Origin of the sequence: Streptomyces sp. enrichment culture (assembly GCF_964273255.1) — a bacterium.
GTDB lineage: Bacteria > Actinomycetota > Actinomycetes > Streptomycetales > Streptomycetaceae > Streptomyces.
The window spans coordinates 1,409,510-1,428,464 of record NZ_OZ186835.1 but is presented as its reverse complement, the minus strand read 5'-3'; the positions used below and the strand labels follow the sequence as shown (position 1 = coordinate 1,428,464).

Genomic DNA, 18,955 nt, shown 5'->3' with positions numbered 1-18,955 from the left:
TGAGAGGTCAGCCGGCCCGGGCCAGGGCGAGGACGACGTTGTGCCCGCCGAAGCCGAAGGAGTGGCTGACGGCGACCCGCACGTCCTGCCGCCGGGGGCCTTTGGTGACGCAGTCGAGGTCGAAGCCGGGTGCCGGTGCGTCCAGGTTCGCGACCGGTGGCACCGTGCCGTGCTGAAGGGTGAGCACGGTCAGGGCCGCCTCCACCGCGCCCGCCGCACCGAGGCTGTGGCCGAGTACGCCCTTGGGCGCGGTGACGCTGGGCCGGTGCGGCAGGACCCGGGCGATCAGGGCCGCCTCGCCCGAGTCGCCCAGCGGGGTGGAGGTGCCGTGGGCGTCGACGTGGTCGACGTCGCACGGCGCCAGGCCCGCGTCCGCCAGGGCGGCGCGCAGGGCGGCCTCCGCGCCCCGGCCGTCCGGGGCGGGCGTGGTCGGGTGGTGGGCGTCCGAGGTGCTGCCGCAGCCCACCAGCCGGGCGCGGACCCGCGCACCGCGGGCCGCCGCGTCCCCGGTGCGTTCCAGCACGAGGACGCCCGCGCCCTCCGCCATGACGAAGCCGTCACGGTCGGCGGCGAAGGGCCGGGACGCCTCGGCGGGCGCGTCGACGCGCCGGGACAGGGCGCCCGCACGCCAGAAACCGGCGGTCGCCAACGGGGTGACGGCGGCTTCGGTGGCCCCGGCCACCGCGACGTCGCACTGCCCGGAGGCGAGGAGGTCGCGGGCCACGGCGACGGCGGTGGCACCGGAGGCGCAGGCGGTGGCCGGGGCGAGGCCCGGCCCGCGGGCCCCGAGGGCGATGGACACCTCGCCGGCCGCCATGTTCGGGATGATCTGGGGGATGGTGAGCGCCGAGACCATGTCGGCGCCCCGTTCCTCCAGCCGTGCCGCCTGCTCCTCGCGCACCGCGTCCGCGCCGAGCCCGCAGCCGATGACGACCCCGACCCGGTCGCCGTCCCACGTGCGCGGATCGAGGCCGGCGTCGCGCACCGCCTCCCGGGCGGCGAGCACGGCAAGCGCGGCGTTGCGCGACATGCGCCAGGCGGCGCGTCCCACGCGCCGGTCCAGGGCGTCGCGGGACAGCGGGACACGGCAGGAGAAGTCCACCGGGAGCCCGGCCAGCGCCGGATCGCGGGTCGCCGTGCCCGCGCCGCGGCACACCGTCTCCCAGGTGGCGCCGGCGTCCTCGCCGGCGGGGGTGACCAGACCGAGGCCGGTCACGGCGACGGGCGCGGTCACCGGCTCACCGCCGTCACCGCGCCACCGGACCCGCCCGCGCCACCGGACCCGTCCGCGCCGTGCGCGCCGTGCGCACCTCCCGCGCTGTCCGCGCCACCCGTGCCGTGCGCGCCGCCCGTGCCGACCGCCCGGTCCGCGCCGTGCGTGCCGTCCGTGGCACCCGTGCGCAGGGCGTCGAGGTGCTCGACGATCCGCGCGAGGGTCGTCTCGCGGGAGGCCTGCTCACCGTCGATCCTCACCCCGAGGCGTTCGTGGAGGATGAGCACCAGTTCCGTCAGGGCCAGGGAGTCCAGGTCCAGCTGAGCCAGGGTCAGCTCGGGCCGGATCTCCTCCTCCGGGACGCGGAAGGCACTGGTCAGGACGGAACGGAGGGTGTCGTAGGTGTCGGGCACGGGTTCTCCTTGCGGCTCTGGGGTACGGACGCGGCGGATGCGGCGAGACGGGCGAGCTCCGCGATCCCGGCGTCGAACCCGACCGGTGGCACGAAACCCAGGTCGCGGCGGGCCGCGGTGAGGTCGAAGTGGTGCGGATGCAGCAGTTCCGCGACGAGGAAGCGGCTCAGGGCATGGGTGCGGGAACTGCGGACCGCGCGCAGCACCGTCTCGGCGACCGCGGCCCCGGCGGTGGCCGGCCGGGGCGGTACGGAACACCAGCGGGCGTCGATGCCGGCGGCCCGCAGGAAGTGACGGGTGATCTCGCGCAGGGGGCGTGGGTCGCCCTGGCCGATGAAGTAGGCGCGGCCGCCCACGGTCCGCGGTGACTGCCGCAGCCGGTCCAGGGCCAGCAGGTGGGCGTGGGCGGCGGTACGGAGGTGGGTGGTGTCGACGAGGTTGCCGCCGTCGCCGGGCATCGGCAGCAGGCCCGCCCGCACGGTGCGGGCGAGGGCGGGGGCGAAGTGCGGGTCGCCCGGCCCCCAGATGATGTGCGGGCGCAGCGAGACGGTGGCCAGCTCCGGACCGTGGGCGGTCAGCACCAGGGCCTCGGCGCGGGCCTTGGTGGCGGGGTAGGCGGCCAGGTGGCGCGGGGAGGGGAGCAGGCTCTCGTCGACGCCCTCCAGGCCGCCGGGCCGGAAGACGACGCTGGCGGTCGAGGTGTACAGCAGGGTGCGGACCCCGTGCGCACGGCACTGCTCGATCACGTGGCGGGTGCCGACGACGTTCGTGGCCCAGTAGGGCCGCGGCGGGCCGCTGACACCGGCCAGGGCGGCGTTGTGCACCACCGCGTCGCACCCGGCCACGGCGCGGGAGACCGCGGCGGCGTCGGCGAGGTCCCCCAGGTGCTGGCGGACGCCCAGCCCTTCCAGCGCGGTGCTGGGGCGGCGTCCCAGGGACGAGACGACGTGGCCGCGCGCGCTCAGCTGCCGGCAGATCTCCAGACCGAGGAAGCCGCTTCCGCCGGTGACCAGTACGTTCATCGGACCCTTTCGTGCGGGGTGCCCCGCGGGTGTCCCGGCGGGCCGGGTGCGGCGGCCGGTGTCGGTGTGCGTGCGCCCACGGGCCGCCCGGCGGGGACCGGCGCTCCGGCCGGTGGCAGGGCCTTCACCGGGTCCTCCCGCGCAGGCGCCGCGCCGCCCAGCCGACCAGCCGCAGGCGGTCGATCTTGGAGTTGTGCCGGGGGTCGGTCGGAAAGCCGCCATGGATCAGCACGGCACCCACCCGGTGCCCTTCCGGGTGGTCCCGCAGGACGGCGCGCACGGCCGTCACCACGGCGGCGCGGGGCGTGGAGGGGAGGGGTTCCACGCAGAGCACGGGCAGTTGGCACAGCGCCGTGCCGACCCCGACGAGGGCGGTGCGCCGGACACCGGGGGCGGTGTCCGCGGCTGCCTCGATGTCCTCGGTGGCCAGGGTGAAGCCGGTCCCGGTCACCAGGTGGGCCCTGCGGCCGAGGAACCACAGCCGGCCCTCGTCGTCGAGCCGGCCGAGGTCTCCGGTGCGGTGCAGCACGCCGTGGTCGGTGTGGCTCTTGGTGACGGCGTCGGCGTCCGGGCGCGCGTGGTACGCGGGACTGACCGTCGGGCCGGTGACGGCGATCTCGCCGGCCCCGGTGGCGTCGGCGTCGAGGATCCGGGCGCGGATGCCGGGCAGCGGCCGGCCCAGGCAGGTGCCGGAGTGTCCCGCGGGCGGCCGGACGCGGGAGTCCCGCAGGTCGTGATCGCCGATCGCGGAGACGGGCAGGCACTCCGTGGCGCCGTAGACGCTGAGGATCTCGGCCTCGTCCGGCACGGCCTCGCGCAGGGCGTCGACGAGGCCCAGGCGCAGCGGGGCGCCGAAGGAGAGGACCTGCCGGACCGAGGGCAGGGTGAGGGCGTGGCGGGCGCAGTGACGGGCGATCAGGGTGAGCACGGCGGGTGACGCCAGGACGACGGTGGCCCGGTGCCGCAGGATCGGCCCGACGAGTTCCTCCGGCGCGGTGCGGGCCGGGGCCAGGTGGCGCACGGCCGGGGCCACGGTGGCCAGGCCGAGGAGCGGGCCGAGCAGGGCGGCCGGCAGGAACCCGGCGAGGAGCACGTCGTCGGGACGGGGGCCGATCAGCGTCGTGAGCGCGTCGAGCTGGCCCGCCAGGGTGGTGTGGCGGTACTCCGCGCCCTTGGGCCGTCCGGTGGATCCGGACGTGAAGGCGATGAGGGCCGGCCCGTCGCCGCCGGGCTCGCTCAGCGGTGCGGCCGGGACGCCGCCGGCCGGTGTCCGGGTGGTCAGCCGCCGTCCCGGGAGCAGCGGAGCGGACCCGGTGACCAGGGAGATCCCGATGTGCGGGCGGCCCCAGCCCAGGGCCCGGCGTCCGAGGTGGGCCAGCGGCTCCCCGACGAAGACCTCCGGGGCGACGTCCTCCAGGCAGCGGCCCACCTCGGCGCGCGGTTCGATCAGTACGGGGACGGCGCCGAGGAGGCCGAGGGCGTACGAGACGGCGGTGAGGTCGTGGGCGTCACGGGTCATCACCACGGCCTTGTGACCGGGCCGGACGCCCGCGCCGCGCAGGGCCCCGGCGATGTGGTGGGAGTGCCGCACCAGTTCACCGCGGCGGGTGGTCCTGGAGGTTCCCCCGCGGGTCTCGACGAGGGCGATCGCGTCGGGTCGGCCGGCCAGTCGTGCGGCGATGCCGGGAACGGTCGAGGTCACGGTGTCTCCTGGAGGAAGTCACGGATGAGGTCGCCCAGTTCGGCCGTGGCGTCCTCCATCACGAAGTGCCCGGCGTCGGGGAAGCGGTGGATCGCGGCGTGCGGGTGCCGGCGTGCCCATTCCCCCAGCAGGGCCGGGGTGAAGACGGGGTCGCGCATCCCCCAGGCGACGAGCAGCGGGAGATGCGCCGTACCGGCCCCGCCACCGGGCGGTTCGAGCAGCCGCCAGGCGGGGTCCGCGGGCCCGCGGGGGATGGCCCGCACGGCGTCGGTGACCGCCCGCCGTTCCGCGCGGCGGGCGCAGGGCCGCAGCAGGGCCCGGCGCTCGGCCGGGAGCAGCGGGCGGTGGACGCCGGCCCGTGCCGCGGTGCGGGCGAACGCGTTGGTGGCGTGGACGAGTTCGGCGACCGGGCGGTGGTCGCGGATCCACCGCAGGTACCACGGCAGCCGGAAGCCGTCCGGGAAGGGGAAGGCCACGGTGTTGCAGACGGCCAGCCGGGCCACCACGCCCGGGTTCCGCAGCGCCCAGGCGACGCCGAGCGGGCCGCCCCAGTCGTGCAGCACGAACGTCCAGCCCTTCTCGGGCAGGCCCTGGTCGCGCACCAGGTGGCGGTGGAGGATGTCCAGGTGCTCCAGCTGGGCCTCGTAGGGGTCCGGCACCCCGTCCGCCGGCCTGAGGTGCCGGGAGAGGCCGAAGCCCGGCAGGTCGGGGGCCAGGCAGCGGGCGTGCGGGGAGAGCCGGCGCAGCAGTCCCCGCCAGACGTAGCTCCACGACGGGTTGCCGTGCAGGAACAGCACCGGCTGCCCGGAGCCGAGGTCGAGATAGTGCTGGCCGGTGACCGGCACGCGCCGCCAGTGCCGGGGCGCGGGGTAGCCCGGCATCAGCCGTTCCAGGGCACCGGGGTCCGTCGCCGGGGCGCGGCCGGCTCGCGCGGTCACCACCGGACGAGGGCCAGGCCGAAGCTGAAACCGCTGGCCAGGCCGATCATCGCCACCAGGTCCCCGTGCTCGATGCGGTCGTCCTGGCGCGCCTTGACCAGTTGCAGGGGGAGCGAGGCCGCCGCGCAGTTCCCGTGCTCGGCCACCGCGGGCAGGCACCGGTCCTCGGGGAGGGAGAAGGTGTCGATCACCTCGCGGTACTGCGGCATGGCGATCTGGTGGAAGGCGATGAAGGCGTAGGCGCCGGCCTGCGCGGCCCGCAGCTCCTCCCCGGCGGTCTCCAGGATCCGGGGGAGGACGTCGAGAGCACCCTGGCGCAGGTCCCCGTTCAGCCGCAGGGTGGTGTGGTCGTCGTGGACGGAGAGGTGGTGCATGCTGCCTCCGCCGGCCACCGTGCAGGACTGCCAGGCGGCGGAGTTGCTGACGAACCGCAGGGACAGCAGGCCGGGATCGCCCTCGCCCGCCGGACCGGCGGTGAGCACCATCGCGGCGCCCGCGTCGGAGGCGGTGTAGCCGGGCAGGGCCCGCAGCAGGTCCTCCCGGTCGGGGGCGTGCCAGCGGGTGGCCAGGGTGGAGGGTTCCCCGCAGGTGATGAGGACCGTGCGGTAGCGGCCGGTCTCGATGAAGGAGGCGGCCACCTCCATGGCGTTGAGGAAGCTGTTGCAGGCGTTCTTGACGTCGAACACCGGGCAGGAGGCGCCCAGTTTGGCCGCCACGAGGTGGGCCGTCGCCGGTTCGATCAGGTCCTGCGAGGTCGAGGCGAACAGCAGCAGACCGATGTCCTCGATCTTCAGGCCCGCCTGGTCGAGCGCCGACCGGGCGGCCGTCACGGCGAGGTCGGAGGCGTTCTCGCCGTCCTCGTGGACATGGACTCCGCGCACCCCGGTGAGGTCCTCCAGCAGGCCGGGCGGCGGGGCGTAACCACCCGTCTCGGTGATCTTGACGCGGATCTCGTCCAAGGTCCGGTAGCGGGACGGAAGATGTGCTGACACGGCGGCGATTCGGGCACGGATGGCTTCGGGCACCGCGTCACCGTAGCCAGCCGTCCGGCCGGAATGACGATTGTGCAGTGGTTTACACCCCGACGAGTGATTCGCACTGGATTTTCCGTCCCGTTGTCCCTTTCAATCCGCAGGTAGGCCATCAATCGGCGTGAAGGGGCGGGAACTTGGCGACGCAGCAGCATGAACGGGCCGTGGCGGTGGTGGGTGTGGGCTGCCGGCTCCCCGGAGGCATCACCGACCTGGACGGACTGTGGTCCGTGCTGCGCGACGGACGGGACGTGGTCGGCGAGATGCCCGCCGACCGGCTGCCCCGGGACCGCACGGTCGACCCGGGGGCCGTGCGTCCCGGCCGCAGCTACACCGCGGCCGGCGGCTTCCTGGAGGACATCGCCTCGTTCGACGCCGCCTACTTCGGCATGTCCCCCGCGGAGGCCCGGCACATCGACCCGCAGCAGCGGCTGCTGCTGGAGATGGCCGCCGAGGCACTGGACGACGCCGCCATCCCCGCCGCATCCCTGGCCGGCTCGGACACCTGCGTGTACGTGGGCATCTCCGACCCCGGCCACGGCGTGCACCTGTCGATGATGCAGGACCACACCAGTCCGCACACCATGCCGGGCGCCACCCTGTCCATCGCGGCGAACCGGATGTCGTACGCCTTCGACCTGCGCGGGCCGAGCATGGCCGTCGACACGGCCTGCTCCTCCGCCCTGGTCGCCCTGGACCGGGCCTGCCGCACCCTGCGCGAGGGCCAGAGCCGCGTCGCCCTGGTGGGCGGCGTCAACGTGCTGTCCAACCCCTACTCCTTCGCCGGGTTCTCCTACGCGGGCATGCTGTCCCGGCGCGGACGCTGCGCGGCGTTCTCCGCCGACGCCGACGGCTTCGTCCGCGCCGAGGGCGGCGCGGTGCTCGTCCTCAAGCGCCTGACGGACGCGCTGGCGGACGGTGACCGTGTGCACGCCGTACTGGCCGCCACCGGGAACAACACCGACGGCCGCAGCACCGGCATGATCGTGCCCAGCGCCGAGACCCAGGAGGCCCTGCTGCACGCGGTCCACGCGGAGGCCGGGGTCGCCCCGGACGACCTGGTCTACGTCGAGGCCCACGGCACCGGCACCCAGGCCGGGGACCCGGCGGAGGCCGAGGCCATCGGCCGGGCGCTGGGCCGGCGACGCCGCTGCGGCCCGCTGCCGATCGGCTCGGTGAAGTCGAACGTCGGCCACCTGGAGCCCGCCTCCGGCATGGCCGGCCTGCTCAAGGCCATCCTGGTGCTGCGCCACCGGCTGGTACCGGCCTCCCTGCACGCCCGCCCCCTCAACCCCCGGATCGACTTCGACGGACTCGGCCTGGCCCCCGCCGTCGACCCCGTACCGCTGGAGGTGGGGGAGCGGTCCGCCGTGGGAGTGAGCGCCTTCGGCTTCGGCGGTGCCAACGCCCACGCCGTCCTCACCCCGTCGCCCGCCGCCGGCGGGTCCGGGGCGCGCCCGGTGCCGGACGGGCGTCCGCTGCCCCTGGTCGTCTCCGCGCGGTCCCCCAAGGCCCTGAAGCAGATGACCGCCCGCATGGCGGACCGGCTGCGGGAGACGGGACCCGAGGACTTCTACGACCTCGCCCACACCGCCACCGTGCGGCGCACCGCCCACCCCCACCGTGCCGCCGTCCTGGCCGCGGACCCCCGGGACGCCGCCCGGCAGCTGGACCGGCTGACCGCCGCCGAACCCGCCCGCGGGGCCGTCGTGCGGGCCGGCGCACGGGACGGCGTGGCCTTCGTGTATTCCGGCAACGCCTCCCAGTGGCCGGGCATGGCCGCCGACCTCCTGGCGGGCGAACCGGCCTTCCGCGAGGCCGTCGAGCGGGCCGACGCGGCCCTCGCGCCCCACCTGGGATGGTCGGTCGCCAAGGAACTGGCCCACCCGTCCCCCCGGCGGTGGCAGCGCACCGAGGTGGCCCAGCCCGTCCTCTTCGCCGTCCAGGCGGGTCTGACCGCACTGCTCGCCGCGCACGGAGTGCGCCCGCGGGCGGTGGCCGGGCACAGCGTCGGAGAGGTCGCCGCCGCCCACGCCGCGGGCGTCCTGACGCTGGAACAGGCCGCGCTGGTCATCGCCGAGCGCAGCCGCACCCAGGGCGCCACGGCCGGCCGGGGCCGCATGGCCGCCGTCGGCCTGCCCGAGGCGGAGGCCCGCGAGGAACTGGCACGCCACGGCGGTGCCCTGGAGATCGCCGGAATCAACAGCGAGAAGGACGTGACCGTCGCCGGCGACGCCGACGCGCTGGCGGCCTGGGGCGTCGAACTGGCCGGCCGCGGCGTCTTCTTCCGCGACCTGGACCTCGACTACGCCTTCCACAGCCGGGCCATGGACCCCATCCGTCAACCCCTGCTCGACGCACTCGGCGGACTCGGACCCGCCCCCGCCGCCGTCCCCTTCCTCTCCACCGTCACCGGCACCCCGCTGGACGGTCCGGAACTCGACGCCGAGTACTGGTGGCGCAACGTCCGCGAACCCGTCCGCTTCGCCGAGGCCGCCGCCCGGCTCACCGGACACGCCGGTGTCCTGGTCGAGATCGGCCCGCACCCGGTGCTGCGCCCCTACCTCCGCCACACCGGCGCCACCTGCGTCGCCACCCTGCACCGCGACGGCGACGGACCCCGCGAGACCGCGGCGGCCGTCGCCGCCGTACTCGCCGCCGACACCGCCACCGACTGGCGCCACCACTTCCCCCGGCCGGGCCGGGTCACCGACCTGCCCGCCTACGCCTGGCAGCGCGAACGGCACTGGCACGGCACCGCGCACGACCTGGTGGCGCACACCAGCGGCAGCGGCCTGCTGGACCATCCGCTGGTGGGCGAGCGGATGCCCGCCCCGCACCCCGTGTGGCACGGCACCGTCGAACCGCAGCTCGTGCCCTGGCTGGGCGACCACCGCATCGGCGACGACGTCCTCATGCCGGCCGCCGCCTACGTGGAGATGGCCCTGAGCGCCGGACGGCGGGCCCTGGAACGGCCGGTCGAGGTACGGCACCTGGAGATCGGCCGCCCGCTGTCCGTGCCGTGGCCGGACCCGACACCGGTCGCCGTGCAGACCGCGGTGACCCCCGAGGACGGCGCCCTGACCGTCAGCGTCCGCGAGGAACACGGCGGGGAGTGCCTGCCCGTCGTGCGCGCCCAGGTCCGCACCCTGCTCGGCACGGCACCCGCCCCGCTCGACGTCGGTACGATCCGGGCGCGCTGCGACCGGGGCATCGACGGCCCGGACTTCTACCGGGCGTGCCACGGCATCGGCCTGAACTGCGGCCCGGCCTTCCAGCTCATCGACCGCGTCGACGCCGGTGCGGACGAGGTCCTCGTCAGCTACCGGCTGGAGCACGACGCCGACGCCTACACCGCCCACCCGGTCCTCCTGGACGCGCCGCTCCAGGCCACCGTGGCCCTCGCCGGAGCGGATGCGGAGTCCGCCGCGTTCCTGCCGACCGTGTTCGACGCCGTACGCGTGTGGCGCACCCCGGCGCCCACCGGCGTGGCGCACCTGCGCCGCCGCAGCCGCGGCGCCAACGAGATCTGCTGGGACATCACCTACGCCGACCCGGACGGCACGGTCACCGTCGAGATCGACGGCTGCCGCACCCGCCGCGGCCACCTGGCCGGGCACACCCCGCTGACCGTCCAGCGCACCGTCCTGCGGGCCGCCCCCCGCCGGGCGGAGCCCGCGCCGCCCTCCCCGCTGCCCGCGCCCACCGAGGTCGCACGGGCCGCCGGGCCGCGGATCGCCGCCGCCCGTGCCGCCCTGGAGAGCAGCGGTCACCGCCGGTTCACCGCCGCCGCCGGACGGGCCGGCGCCCACTGCTGGGCCGGGACGCTCCACGGCCTCCTCACCGACCCCGCGGCCCCCTTCACGATGGGTGACCTGGTGGCCGGGGGCCTGCAGCCCCGGCACCGGCGGCTGGTCCGGCTGATGCTGCCCCTGCTGGCCGAGCACGGTCTCGTCCGGCCGGTGGGGGAGAACTGGCAGCTGACCGGCGCGGAGATCCACGCCGAGGCCATGCTACGCGGACTGGTGGAGGACCATCCCGCGTTCGGCGCCGAGACGCTGCTGCTCAACCGGCACCTGCGCCGGCTGCCCGAGGTGGTACGGGGACACGCCGACGCACGCGAACTCCTCCCGGCCGGGGACAGCGCCCACGAACAGCTCCACGAGACGAGTCCGGCCCACCGCTTCACCCACCGGGCCGTGCAGGCGCTGCTCGGTGACATCGTCGCCCGCTGGCCCGCCGACCGCCCCCTGCGCGTCCTGGAGTTCGGCGCGACCACCACCGCCCTGACGGCCGCGGTCCTGCCCGTCCTGCCGGCCGACCGGACCCGCTACACCTGCGCCGTCACCAGCGACGGTGCGCGCACCCGCGCCGAACACCGCTTCGCGGCCCACGACTTCGTCGAACACCGGGTCCTGGACCCGGACGCCGACCCGGCCGGCCAGGATCTGCACCGGGGCGGTTTCGACCTCGTCCTCGCGGGCGACTCCCTGCACGCCACCACCGACCTGGCCGCCACCCTGCGCCGGCTGCACGCCTTGCTGGCGCCCGGCGGACACCTGCTGGCGACCGCCCCGCACGACGCCCGTCTCCAGGCCCTCCTGTCCGGCACGGTGAACGGCTTCTGGGAGCGCGGCGACCACACCCTGCGCCCGGCCTCCCGCGTCCTGGCCCGCGACCAGTGGGCACCTCTGCTGCGGCAGTGCGGCTTCTCCGGTGTCGCGCAGACCGGACCCGAGGACCGTTCCGTCCTGCTCGCCGCGGCCGACCACGACCAGGAGCCGGACGCCGGGCCCCCGAGCCCGCTCCCCGGAACCGCCTGGGTGGTCGCCGTCGAGGACGGGACCGAGACGGCCACCGCGCGGGCCCTGGCCGCCCACCTCGGCGGGGCGAGTGTCGTCACCGCGCCCGACGGGGCCGCCGCATGGCGCGACGTGCTCCCCGCGGACCCCGCACCGCACGTCGTCCTGCTGCTCGCCGAACCCGGCCCGGACGACGTCGTCCCCCGGACCACCCGCCGGGCGGCCCTGCTGCGCGCCCTCGCCGAGGCCTGCGACAGCCCGAGCGGCGGCCCCGGACCCCGGGTGTGGCTCGTGACCCGCCCCACCGGCCTCTTCCCCGCCCCGGACCAGCCGTCCCACCCGGTCGACGCGGCCGTCTGGGCGGCCTGCCGCACCCTCGCCAACGAGCGGCCCGACCTGAGGCTGTGCCGCCTCTCCTGCCACCGCACCGAGGACCCCGGCACCGATGCCCGCCGCCTGGCCGCGGAACTCCTCGCCCCCGAGGACGCCACGGACGCCCCTGAGGACGAGATCCTCCTGACCGCCCGCGGCCGGTTCGTCCCCCGGCACGTCGAACACCCGGCACAGGAGCCGCCCGCCGTACCCGCCGGCACGCCCTACGTCCTCGAAGCCCGCGATCCGGGCCTGCGCCGGCGGCTGGTCTGGCGGCAGACGGACCCGAGCGTGCCCGGGCCGGGCGAGGTGGCCCTGGAGATGCGGGCCGTGGCCCTGAACTACCGCGACCCGATGCGGGCCAACGGCCTGCTGCCGCCCGAGGCGGCCGAGAACAGTCAGGTCGGCCGCGGACTGGGCACCGACGGGGCCGGCGTCGTGCGTGCCGTGGGACCGGGCGTGACGCACCTGAAGCCCGGTGACCGGGTGTGCGGGCTGGTGCCCGCCGCCCTCGCGTCCCACGCGACGACGTCCGCCTCCGCCGTCGTCCGCATCCCCGACGGACTGGACTTCACGGAAGCGGCGACCTTCCCCGTCGCCTTCCTGACCGTCCACCAGACCCTGGTCAACCAGGCCCGCCTCGCCCCCGGGGAGACCGTGCTGGTGCACGGCGGAGCCGGGGCGGTGGGCCTGGCCGTCCTGCAGTGCGCCCGCCGGCGGGGCGCCCACGTCATCGCCACCGCGGGCACCGAGACCAAGCGGGACCTGCTGCGCACCCTCGGCGCCGAACACGTGCTCGACTCCCGCGGCCTGGACTTCGTCCCCCGGGTACGGGAACTGACCGGCGGCCGCGGTGTCGACGTCCTGGTGAACTCCCTCAGCGGCGAGGCCATCGCCCAGGGCCTGGACCTGCTGCGCCCGAACGGCCGCTTCATCGAGCTGGGCAAGAGGGACATCTTCCTCAACAACCCGATCACACTCCGCCCGTTCCAGCGCAGCCTCACCTTCATCGGCTTCAACCTCGACAGCGTCATCGAGTCCCCGGAACCGGGTGCCCGGCTCCTGGAGGACTTCGCGGCGGAGGCCGCCTCGGGCACCTACCGGCCGCTTCCCCACACGATCCACCCCGCCGCCCGGATCGACGAGGCGTTCCACCTCCTCCAGCACTCCCGGCACACCGGCAAGGTCGTCGTCACCTTCGACCCGCTGGACGAACCCGTACCGGTGGAGCCCGCGCCCGCCGCCCTCCGCCTCGACGCCGGGGGCACCTACCTGATCACCGGCGGACTCAGCGGCCTCGGCGCCGCCACCGCCCACCTGCTGGCCGACCGCGGGGCCCGCCATCTGGCCCTGGTCTCCCGCGGCGGACCCGACGCCCCCGGGGCACCCGCCCTGCTCCGGGAGCTGACCGACCGCGGCGTACGCGCCACCGCCCACGCCGCCGACGTCACCGACGAGGCCGCGCTGCGCCGGGTCCTGGACGCCGTGGACGCCACGGGGCACCCCCTGCGCGGAGTGGTGCACGCGGCGATGCACATGGACGACGCGGTGCTGGCCGACCTCACCGACGACCGGTTCGCCGCCGTCCTGGCCCCCAAGGCGGCGGGCGCCGCCCTGCTCCACCGGCTCACCGCCGGCCGGGACCTCGACCTGTTCCTCGCCTTCTCCTCCGTCTCCGCCGGCATCGGCAACCCGGGACAGGCCGCCTACGCGGCGGCCAACGCCTACCTGGAAGCCCTCACCCGGGCGCGGCGCGCCACCGGCCTGACGGGTACGGCGCTGGCCTGGGGACCGATCGGCGGGACCGGCTACGTCGCCCGCAGCGGCATGGGCCCCGCCATGACCGGACGCGGCCTCGAACTGCTCACCCCCGCCCAGGTCCTGGCCACCACCGACCGCCTCCTGGCGGCCGGGACCGACGTCGCCGGGGCGGGCCGCTACCGCTGGGGGGCCGCCCGCGGGCTGCTGCCCGCCCTGGCCACCCCCCGGTTCGCCCCGCTCGTCCCGGCGTCCTACGCCTCCGCGGACGCCCGCGACGAGCTCCTGAGCACGCTGGCGGACCTCCCCGCGGACGAAGCGGTGCACAAGATCATCGAGACGGTCACCCAGCTCCTCGCCGGGGTCCTGCAGACCGCCCCGGACGACCTCGACCCCACGCTCAACGTGACCGACTTCGGACTCGACTCCCTGCTGGGCACGCAGTTCCTGCTGCAGGCGCGGGAACTCTTCGACGTCCGTCTCGGACCGGCCGACCTGGCCACCGGCCGCACGCTGACCCACCTCGCCCGGCTGATCCACCAGCGCCTGAGCCCGGAGCCCGGCACGTAGCGGGCACCGGACGCCGTCGGTGTCAGCGGGGCGCGGACCGGGGACCGGCGACGTCGGCGCCCAGGGCGGTCACCCTGCGGCGCAGCTCGCGGTCGGCGGTGATCACCAGGACGGGGCGGCCGGCCGCCCGGGACACCAGCTCGACCATGTGGTCGTCGCCGCTCCCCGGAGCCGACTCCACGTGGACGCCCGGCACCGGCTCCACCCCGCGGGCCGCGCCCTCCACCACCAGGACGATCTCCAGCGGACCGGTGCGGCCGGGCAGGCCGTCGGCGGCCAGGCGGTCCCGGAGCCGTTCGGCGGCGCCGCGCCGGTCCCGCCACCAGCCGTCGGGCACGGAACCGACCACGTTCGCGGCGTCGACGATCACGAGCGGGACGGTGCTGTCGTTCATGCGCTCAGGGTGCCACGGACGCCCCCGGCGGGGCCGGGCCCCCGGCGTCGCGCTCGAACACGCCTGCATAAAGTGAAGAGGTGAACGGCGACTGGCTCCTCCGCGGCCGAGACGGCCGCCTCACCGTGTACCTGCCGTCGGACGACGCCGTCCTGTGCCGTGCGGAACTCGCCCCCGGCGGGCCCTGGGAGCCGCCCCGCCGGATCGGCGGCGACCAGCGACTGCTCCCGGGCGCGGCGGTCGGCCGGGGCGCCGACGGGTACGCCCATCTGGTCGCCTGGCGGCCCACCGGGAACGGGCAGGCGGGCCTGGTGCACTCCACCCACTTCCGGCCCCGGCTCGCGCCCCTCGACTGGCAGCCCGTCGGGCACCCCGCCACCAAGGGCGACCGCACCGGGACACCGGCCGTCGCCGTCGACGCCCGGGGCCGGGCCCACGTGGTCGCGCCCACCGCGTCGGGCGGGCTCGCCCTGCGGGTGCAGAAGGAGAAGGGCGGCTGGGAACCCTGGCGGCCGCCGCGGCGGGCGGACGGCGACGCCAACGGCGCACACGACGGGAACGCCGGCGACGGCGGGAACGACACCGGCGACGGCCATAACGCCGGGGACGACGCCGACGCGGAGGGGGCGCCGGGTGTCCGCGGCGCGCCCGTGGCCGTGACCGCGGGCTCGGGCCGCGTCGAGGTGTACGCGGCCGTGCCGGGCGGCATCCGGCGCTGGACCCAGGACGAGCCGGCCGGTCCGCTGGTACCGGCGGGCCGCGTCGACGTGCCGGTGCGGCCGGACACCCTGCGGGCCCTGGCCACCTCCGCCGAGCACACCACCTGCTACTTCACCGACGAGCACGGCGAGCTGTGCGCGTGGCGGGCGGGCACCGAGCCGGTTCCCCTGCTCGCCGCGGCCGGCCCCGGTCCGGTCTCCGCGGTGCGCTGCACCATCGAGGGCCACGACTGCACCGTGCTCGCGCAGCGCTCGGCGAGCGGCCGGGTGGCCTTCGCCGCGTATCCCACCGAGCAGGAACCGGCCGGCGCCTGGTGGACCGAGTCCGGCCCGGCGCTGCCCGCCGACGCCCGGGTCGCGCTGGCCCTCGACGAGCACGAGGAGCTGGTGGCGGCCACCCTGTCGCCGTCCGCCGGAACCCTGCGGCTCACCCGCCGCAAGGACGAACCGGGACTCGCCCTGCGGGCCTGGCAGGAGGTCTGACCCGGCGGCGCCGCCCTGCCGGGCCGCCGCCAGGACGCCGGGGCACGGCCCCGTGCGTCCGCCGACGGAAAAGGGGCGGGCCGCACGGATCGTCTCCGTGCGGCCCGCCCCCTTCATGTCCCGGTGCGGCTCACCGGCGTGGACTCACGCCGGGACGCTCGCGACGCCCGGGGCGAGGAACCGCTTGCCGTTGACCCGCTCGGACACGCCCTCGCGGTCCAGGTACGGCGTGATGCCGCCCAGGTGGAACGGCCAGCCGGCGCCCGTGATCAGGCACAGGTCGATGTCCTGGGCCTCGGCGACGACACCCTCGTCGAGCATGAGCCCGATCTCCTGCGCCACCGCGTCCAGCACCCGCGCCCGCACCTGCTCCTCGGTGAGGACGGTGTCGCCCTGCTTCAGCAGCGCGGCGACCTCCGGGTCCAGCTCCGGCTTGCCGCTGTCGTAGACGTAGAAGCCGCGCTTGCCGGCCTCGACGACCCGCTTGAGGTTCGGGGAGACGGTGAAGCGCTCCGGGAACGCCCGGTTGAGCGTCTCGGAGACGTGCAGACCGATCGCCGGCCCGACCAGCTCCAGCAGCACCAGCGGCGACATCGGCAGCCCGAGCGGCTCGACGGCCTTCTCGGCCACCTCGACTGGGGTGCCCTCGTCGATGACGTTCTGGATCTCGCCCATGAAGCGGGTCAGGATGCGGTTCACCACGAACGCCGGGGCGTCCTTGACGAGCACCGCGGTCTTCTTCAGCTTCTTGGCGACACCGAACGCCGTGGCCAGCGAGGCGTCGTCGGTCTGCTCGCCGCGCACGATCTCCAGCAGCGGCAGCACCGCGACCGGGTTGAAGAAGTGGAAGCCGACGACCCGCTCGGGGTGCTTCAGCTTCGACGCCATCTCGGAGACGGACAGCGAGGAGGTGTTGGTGGCGAGGATCGCGTGCGCCGGGGCGACCGCCTCGACCTCCGCGAACACCTGCTGCTTGACGCCCATCTCCTCGAACACGGCCTCGATGACGAAGTCCGCGTCCGCGAAGCCCTCGGCCTTGTCCAGGACACCGGTGACCAGCGCCTTGAGGCGGTTGGCCTTGTCCTGGTTGATGCGGCCCTTGCCGAGCAGCTTGTCGATCTCGGCGTGGACGTAGCCGACGCCCTTGTCGATGCGCTCCTGGTCGATGTCGGTCAGCACGACCGGCACCTCCAGGCGGCGCAGGAACAGCAGCGCGAGCTGGGAGGCCATCAGACCGGCGCCGACGACACCGACCTTGGTGACCGGACGGGCCAGGCTCTTGTCCGGGGCGCCGGCGGGGCGCTTGCCGCGCTTCTGCACCAGGTTGAACGCGTAGATGCCGGACCGCAGTTCGCCGCCCATGATCAGGTCGGCGAGCGCCTGGTCCTCGGCGTCGTAGCCCTTCTGCAGGTCGCCGTCCTTGGCGGCGGCGATGATGTCCAGGGCGCGGTAGGCGGCCGGGGCGGCGCCGTGCACCTTGGAGTCCGCGATCGCGCGGCCCCGGGCGACGGCCTGGTCCCAGCCCTCGCCGCGGTCGATCACCGGGCGCTCCACCGCGATCTCGCCCTTGAGGACGGCCGCGGTCCAGATCAGCGACTGCTCCAGGAAGTCCGCGCCCTCGAAGATCGCGTCCGCGATGCCGAGTTCGTGGACCTGCTTGCCCTTGAGCTGCTTGTTCTGGTTCAGGCTGTTCTCGATGATCACCGAGACGGCCTTGTCGGCGCCGATCAGGTTCGGCAGCAGGGTGCAGCCGCCCCAGCCGGGCACCAGGCCGAGGAAGACCTCGGGCAGGGAGAAGGCGGGCAGCGCCGCGGACACCGTGCGGTAGGAGCAGTGCAGACCCACCTCGACGCCACCGCCCATGGCGGCGCCGTTGTAGTACGCGAAGGTCGGCACGGCCAGCTTCGACAGCCGCTTGAAGACGTCGTGGCCGCCCTTGCCGATGGCCAGCGCGTCCTCGTGGCGCTTCAGCAGCTCGACGCCCTTGAGGTCGGCGCCGACCGCGAAGATGAACGGCTTGCCGGTGACGCCGACGCCGGTGATCTCGCCGTCCGCGGCCTCCTTCTCGACCTGGTCGATCGCGGCGTCGATGTTCGCCAGCGACTGCGGGCCGAGCGTGGTCGGCTTGGTGTGGTCGTGACCGTTGTCCAGCGTGATCAGCGCGAACCGGCCCGCGCCCAGCGGCAGGTCGAAGTGGCGTACGTGCGCCTGCGTGACGACCTCGCCGGGGAACAGCTCGGCCGCACCCTTCAGAAGTTCAGCGGTGGTGCTCACTTGTCCCCCTCGAAGTGCGGGTTCTCCCAGATGACCGTGGCGCCCATGCCGAAGCCGACGCACATGGTGGTGAGGCCGTAGCGGACCTGCGGCTGCTCCTCGAACTGCCGGGCCAGCTGCGTCATCAGCCGGACACCGGAGGAGGCCAGCGGGTGGCCGAAGGCGATGGCGCCGCCGTACTGGTTGACGCGCGCGTCGTCGTCGGTGATGCCGTAGTGCTCCAGGAACGCGAGGACCTGGACGGCGAAGGCCTCGTTGATCTCGAACAGGCCGATGTCGGAGATCGACAGCCCGGCCTGGGCGAGGGCCTTCTCCGTGGCCGGGATCGGGCCGTAGCCCATGACCTCGGGCTCGACGCCGGCGAAGGCGTAGGAGACCAGGCGCATCTTCACCGGCAGGTCGTGCTCGCGGGCGAAGTCCTCGGAGGCGATGAGGGAGGCGGTGGCGCCGTCGTTCAGACCGGCCGCGTTGCCCGCGGTGACCCGGCCGTGCACGCGGAACGGCGTCTTGAGGTTCGCCAGGTTCTCCAGCGTGGTGCCCGGGCGCATCGGCTCGTCGGCGGTGACCAGGCCCCAGCCGGTCTCACCGGCTTCCTCGTTGGTGCGGCGCACCGAGACCGGCACCAGGTCGGCCTGGATCTTGCCGTTGGCGTACGCCTTGGCGGCCTTCTCCTGCGAGCGGACCGCGTACTCGTCGGCGCGCCGCTTGGTGATGCTCGGGTAGCGGTCGTGCAGGTTCTCTGCGGTCATGCCCATGAACAGGGCGGACTCGTCGACCAGCTTCTCGGAGACGAACCGCGGGTTGGGGTCGACGCCCTCGCCCATCGGGTGGCGGCCCATGTGCTCGACACCGCCCGCGATGGCGACGTCGTACGCGCCGAAGGCGACCGAACCGGCCACCGTGGTGACGGCGGTCAGGGCGCCGGCGCACATGCGGTCGATGGAGTACCCGGGGACCGAGGTGGGCAGGCCGGCCAGGATCCCGGCCGTGCGGCCGATGGTCAGGCCCTGGTCGCCGATCTGGGTGGTCGCGGCGACGGCGACCTCGTCGATCTTCTTCGGGTCGAGACCGGGGTTGCGGCGCAGCAGCTCCCGGATCGCCTTCACGACGAGGTCGTCGGCGCGGGTCTCGTGGTAGATGCCCTTCGGGCCCGCCTTGCCGAACGGGGTGCGGACGCCGTCGACGAAGACGACGTCCCTGACGGTACGAGGCACGATGGCTCTCCTCCAGGGTGCGGGATGGCACTGCTGCGGCACGCCAGCAC

At 75.3% G+C, this 18,955-nt stretch carries 11 protein-coding genes; 2 read left to right on the top strand and 9 right to left on the bottom strand.

What is annotated here, in order from left to right:
- Nucleotides 1–7: 7 nt before the first annotated feature.
- The 6 genes from ACSU53_RS06210 to ACSU53_RS06185 all read right to left on the bottom strand — a co-directional run bounded on the left by ACSU53_RS06210 (nt 8) and on the right by ACSU53_RS06185 (nt 6,280).
- The gene (locus tag ACSU53_RS06210) at nt 8–1,234 is read right to left on the bottom strand and encodes a beta-ketoacyl-[acyl-carrier-protein] synthase family protein (RefSeq protein WP_437025378.1); all 1,227 of its coding nucleotides are present in this window, start codon (nt 1,232–1,234) and stop codon (nt 8–10) included.
- A complete protein-coding gene (locus ACSU53_RS06205) occupies nt 1,231–1,626 on the bottom strand; it encodes an acyl carrier protein (protein ID WP_437025376.1) in 396 nt (131 codons plus the stop codon). Before ACSU53_RS06205 ends, ACSU53_RS06210 begins: the two co-directional genes overlap by 4 nt.
- A complete protein-coding gene (locus ACSU53_RS06200; protein WP_437025374.1) occupies nt 1,590–2,648 on the bottom strand; it encodes an NAD-dependent epimerase/dehydratase family protein in 1,059 nt (352 codons plus the stop codon). Before ACSU53_RS06200 ends, ACSU53_RS06205 begins: the two co-directional genes overlap by 37 nt.
- 124 nt (nt 2,649–2,772) lie before the next feature.
- Entirely contained in the window at nt 2,773–4,350 is a 1,578-nt protein-coding gene (locus ACSU53_RS06195; protein WP_437025372.1) for an AMP-binding protein, read from the bottom strand.
- Nucleotides 4,347–5,288, bottom strand: a complete 942-nt coding sequence (locus ACSU53_RS06190) for an alpha/beta fold hydrolase (RefSeq protein WP_437025370.1) — start codon at nt 5,286–5,288, stop codon at nt 4,347–4,349. Before ACSU53_RS06190 ends, ACSU53_RS06195 begins: the two co-directional genes overlap by 4 nt.
- Nucleotides 5,285–6,280, bottom strand: a complete 996-nt coding sequence (locus tag ACSU53_RS06185) for a 3-oxoacyl-ACP synthase III family protein (RefSeq protein WP_437025369.1) — start codon at nt 6,278–6,280, stop codon at nt 5,285–5,287. Before ACSU53_RS06185 ends, ACSU53_RS06190 begins: the two co-directional genes overlap by 4 nt.
- Nucleotides 6,281–6,456: 176 nt before the next feature.
- Between ACSU53_RS06185 and ACSU53_RS06180 the strand changes: the two genes are divergently transcribed.
- Nucleotides 6,457–13,821, top strand: a complete 7,365-nt coding sequence (locus ACSU53_RS06180; protein ID WP_437025367.1) for an SDR family NAD(P)-dependent oxidoreductase — start codon at nt 6,457–6,459, stop codon at nt 13,819–13,821.
- Nucleotides 13,822–13,843: 22 nt separating this feature from the next.
- On the opposite strand, the gene ACSU53_RS06175 is transcribed toward ACSU53_RS06180, so the two are convergent.
- Nucleotides 13,844–14,215 carry an NTP pyrophosphohydrolase gene (locus ACSU53_RS06175; RefSeq protein WP_437025365.1) on the bottom strand — a complete coding sequence of 124 codons (372 nt, stop codon included), beginning with the start codon at nt 14,213–14,215 and terminating at the stop codon, nt 13,844–13,846.
- Nucleotides 14,216–14,295: 80 nt separating this feature from the next.
- Between ACSU53_RS06175 and ACSU53_RS06170 the strand changes: the two genes are divergently transcribed.
- On the top strand, nt 14,296–15,417 hold the full coding sequence (locus ACSU53_RS06170; protein WP_437025363.1) for a hypothetical protein: 1,122 nt from the start codon (nt 14,296–14,298) through the stop codon (nt 15,415–15,417).
- A 144-nt stretch (nt 15,418–15,561) separates the two neighbouring features.
- Here ACSU53_RS06170 and ACSU53_RS06165 read toward each other — a convergent pair whose 3' ends face one another.
- Together ACSU53_RS06165 and ACSU53_RS06160 are read right to left on the bottom strand one after the other, a co-directional pair.
- Nucleotides 15,562–17,691 (bottom strand): 3-hydroxyacyl-CoA dehydrogenase NAD-binding domain-containing protein, encoded by a 2,130-nt coding sequence (locus ACSU53_RS06165; protein ID WP_437025361.1) that lies wholly within the window; start codon nt 17,689–17,691, stop codon nt 15,562–15,564.
- On the bottom strand, nt 17,688–18,905 hold the full coding sequence (locus tag ACSU53_RS06160; RefSeq protein ID WP_437025359.1) for a thiolase family protein: 1,218 nt from the start codon (nt 18,903–18,905) through the stop codon (nt 17,688–17,690). The genes ACSU53_RS06165 and ACSU53_RS06160 overlap by 4 nt, the downstream gene beginning before the upstream one ends.
- Nucleotides 18,906–18,955 lie beyond the last annotated feature (50 nt).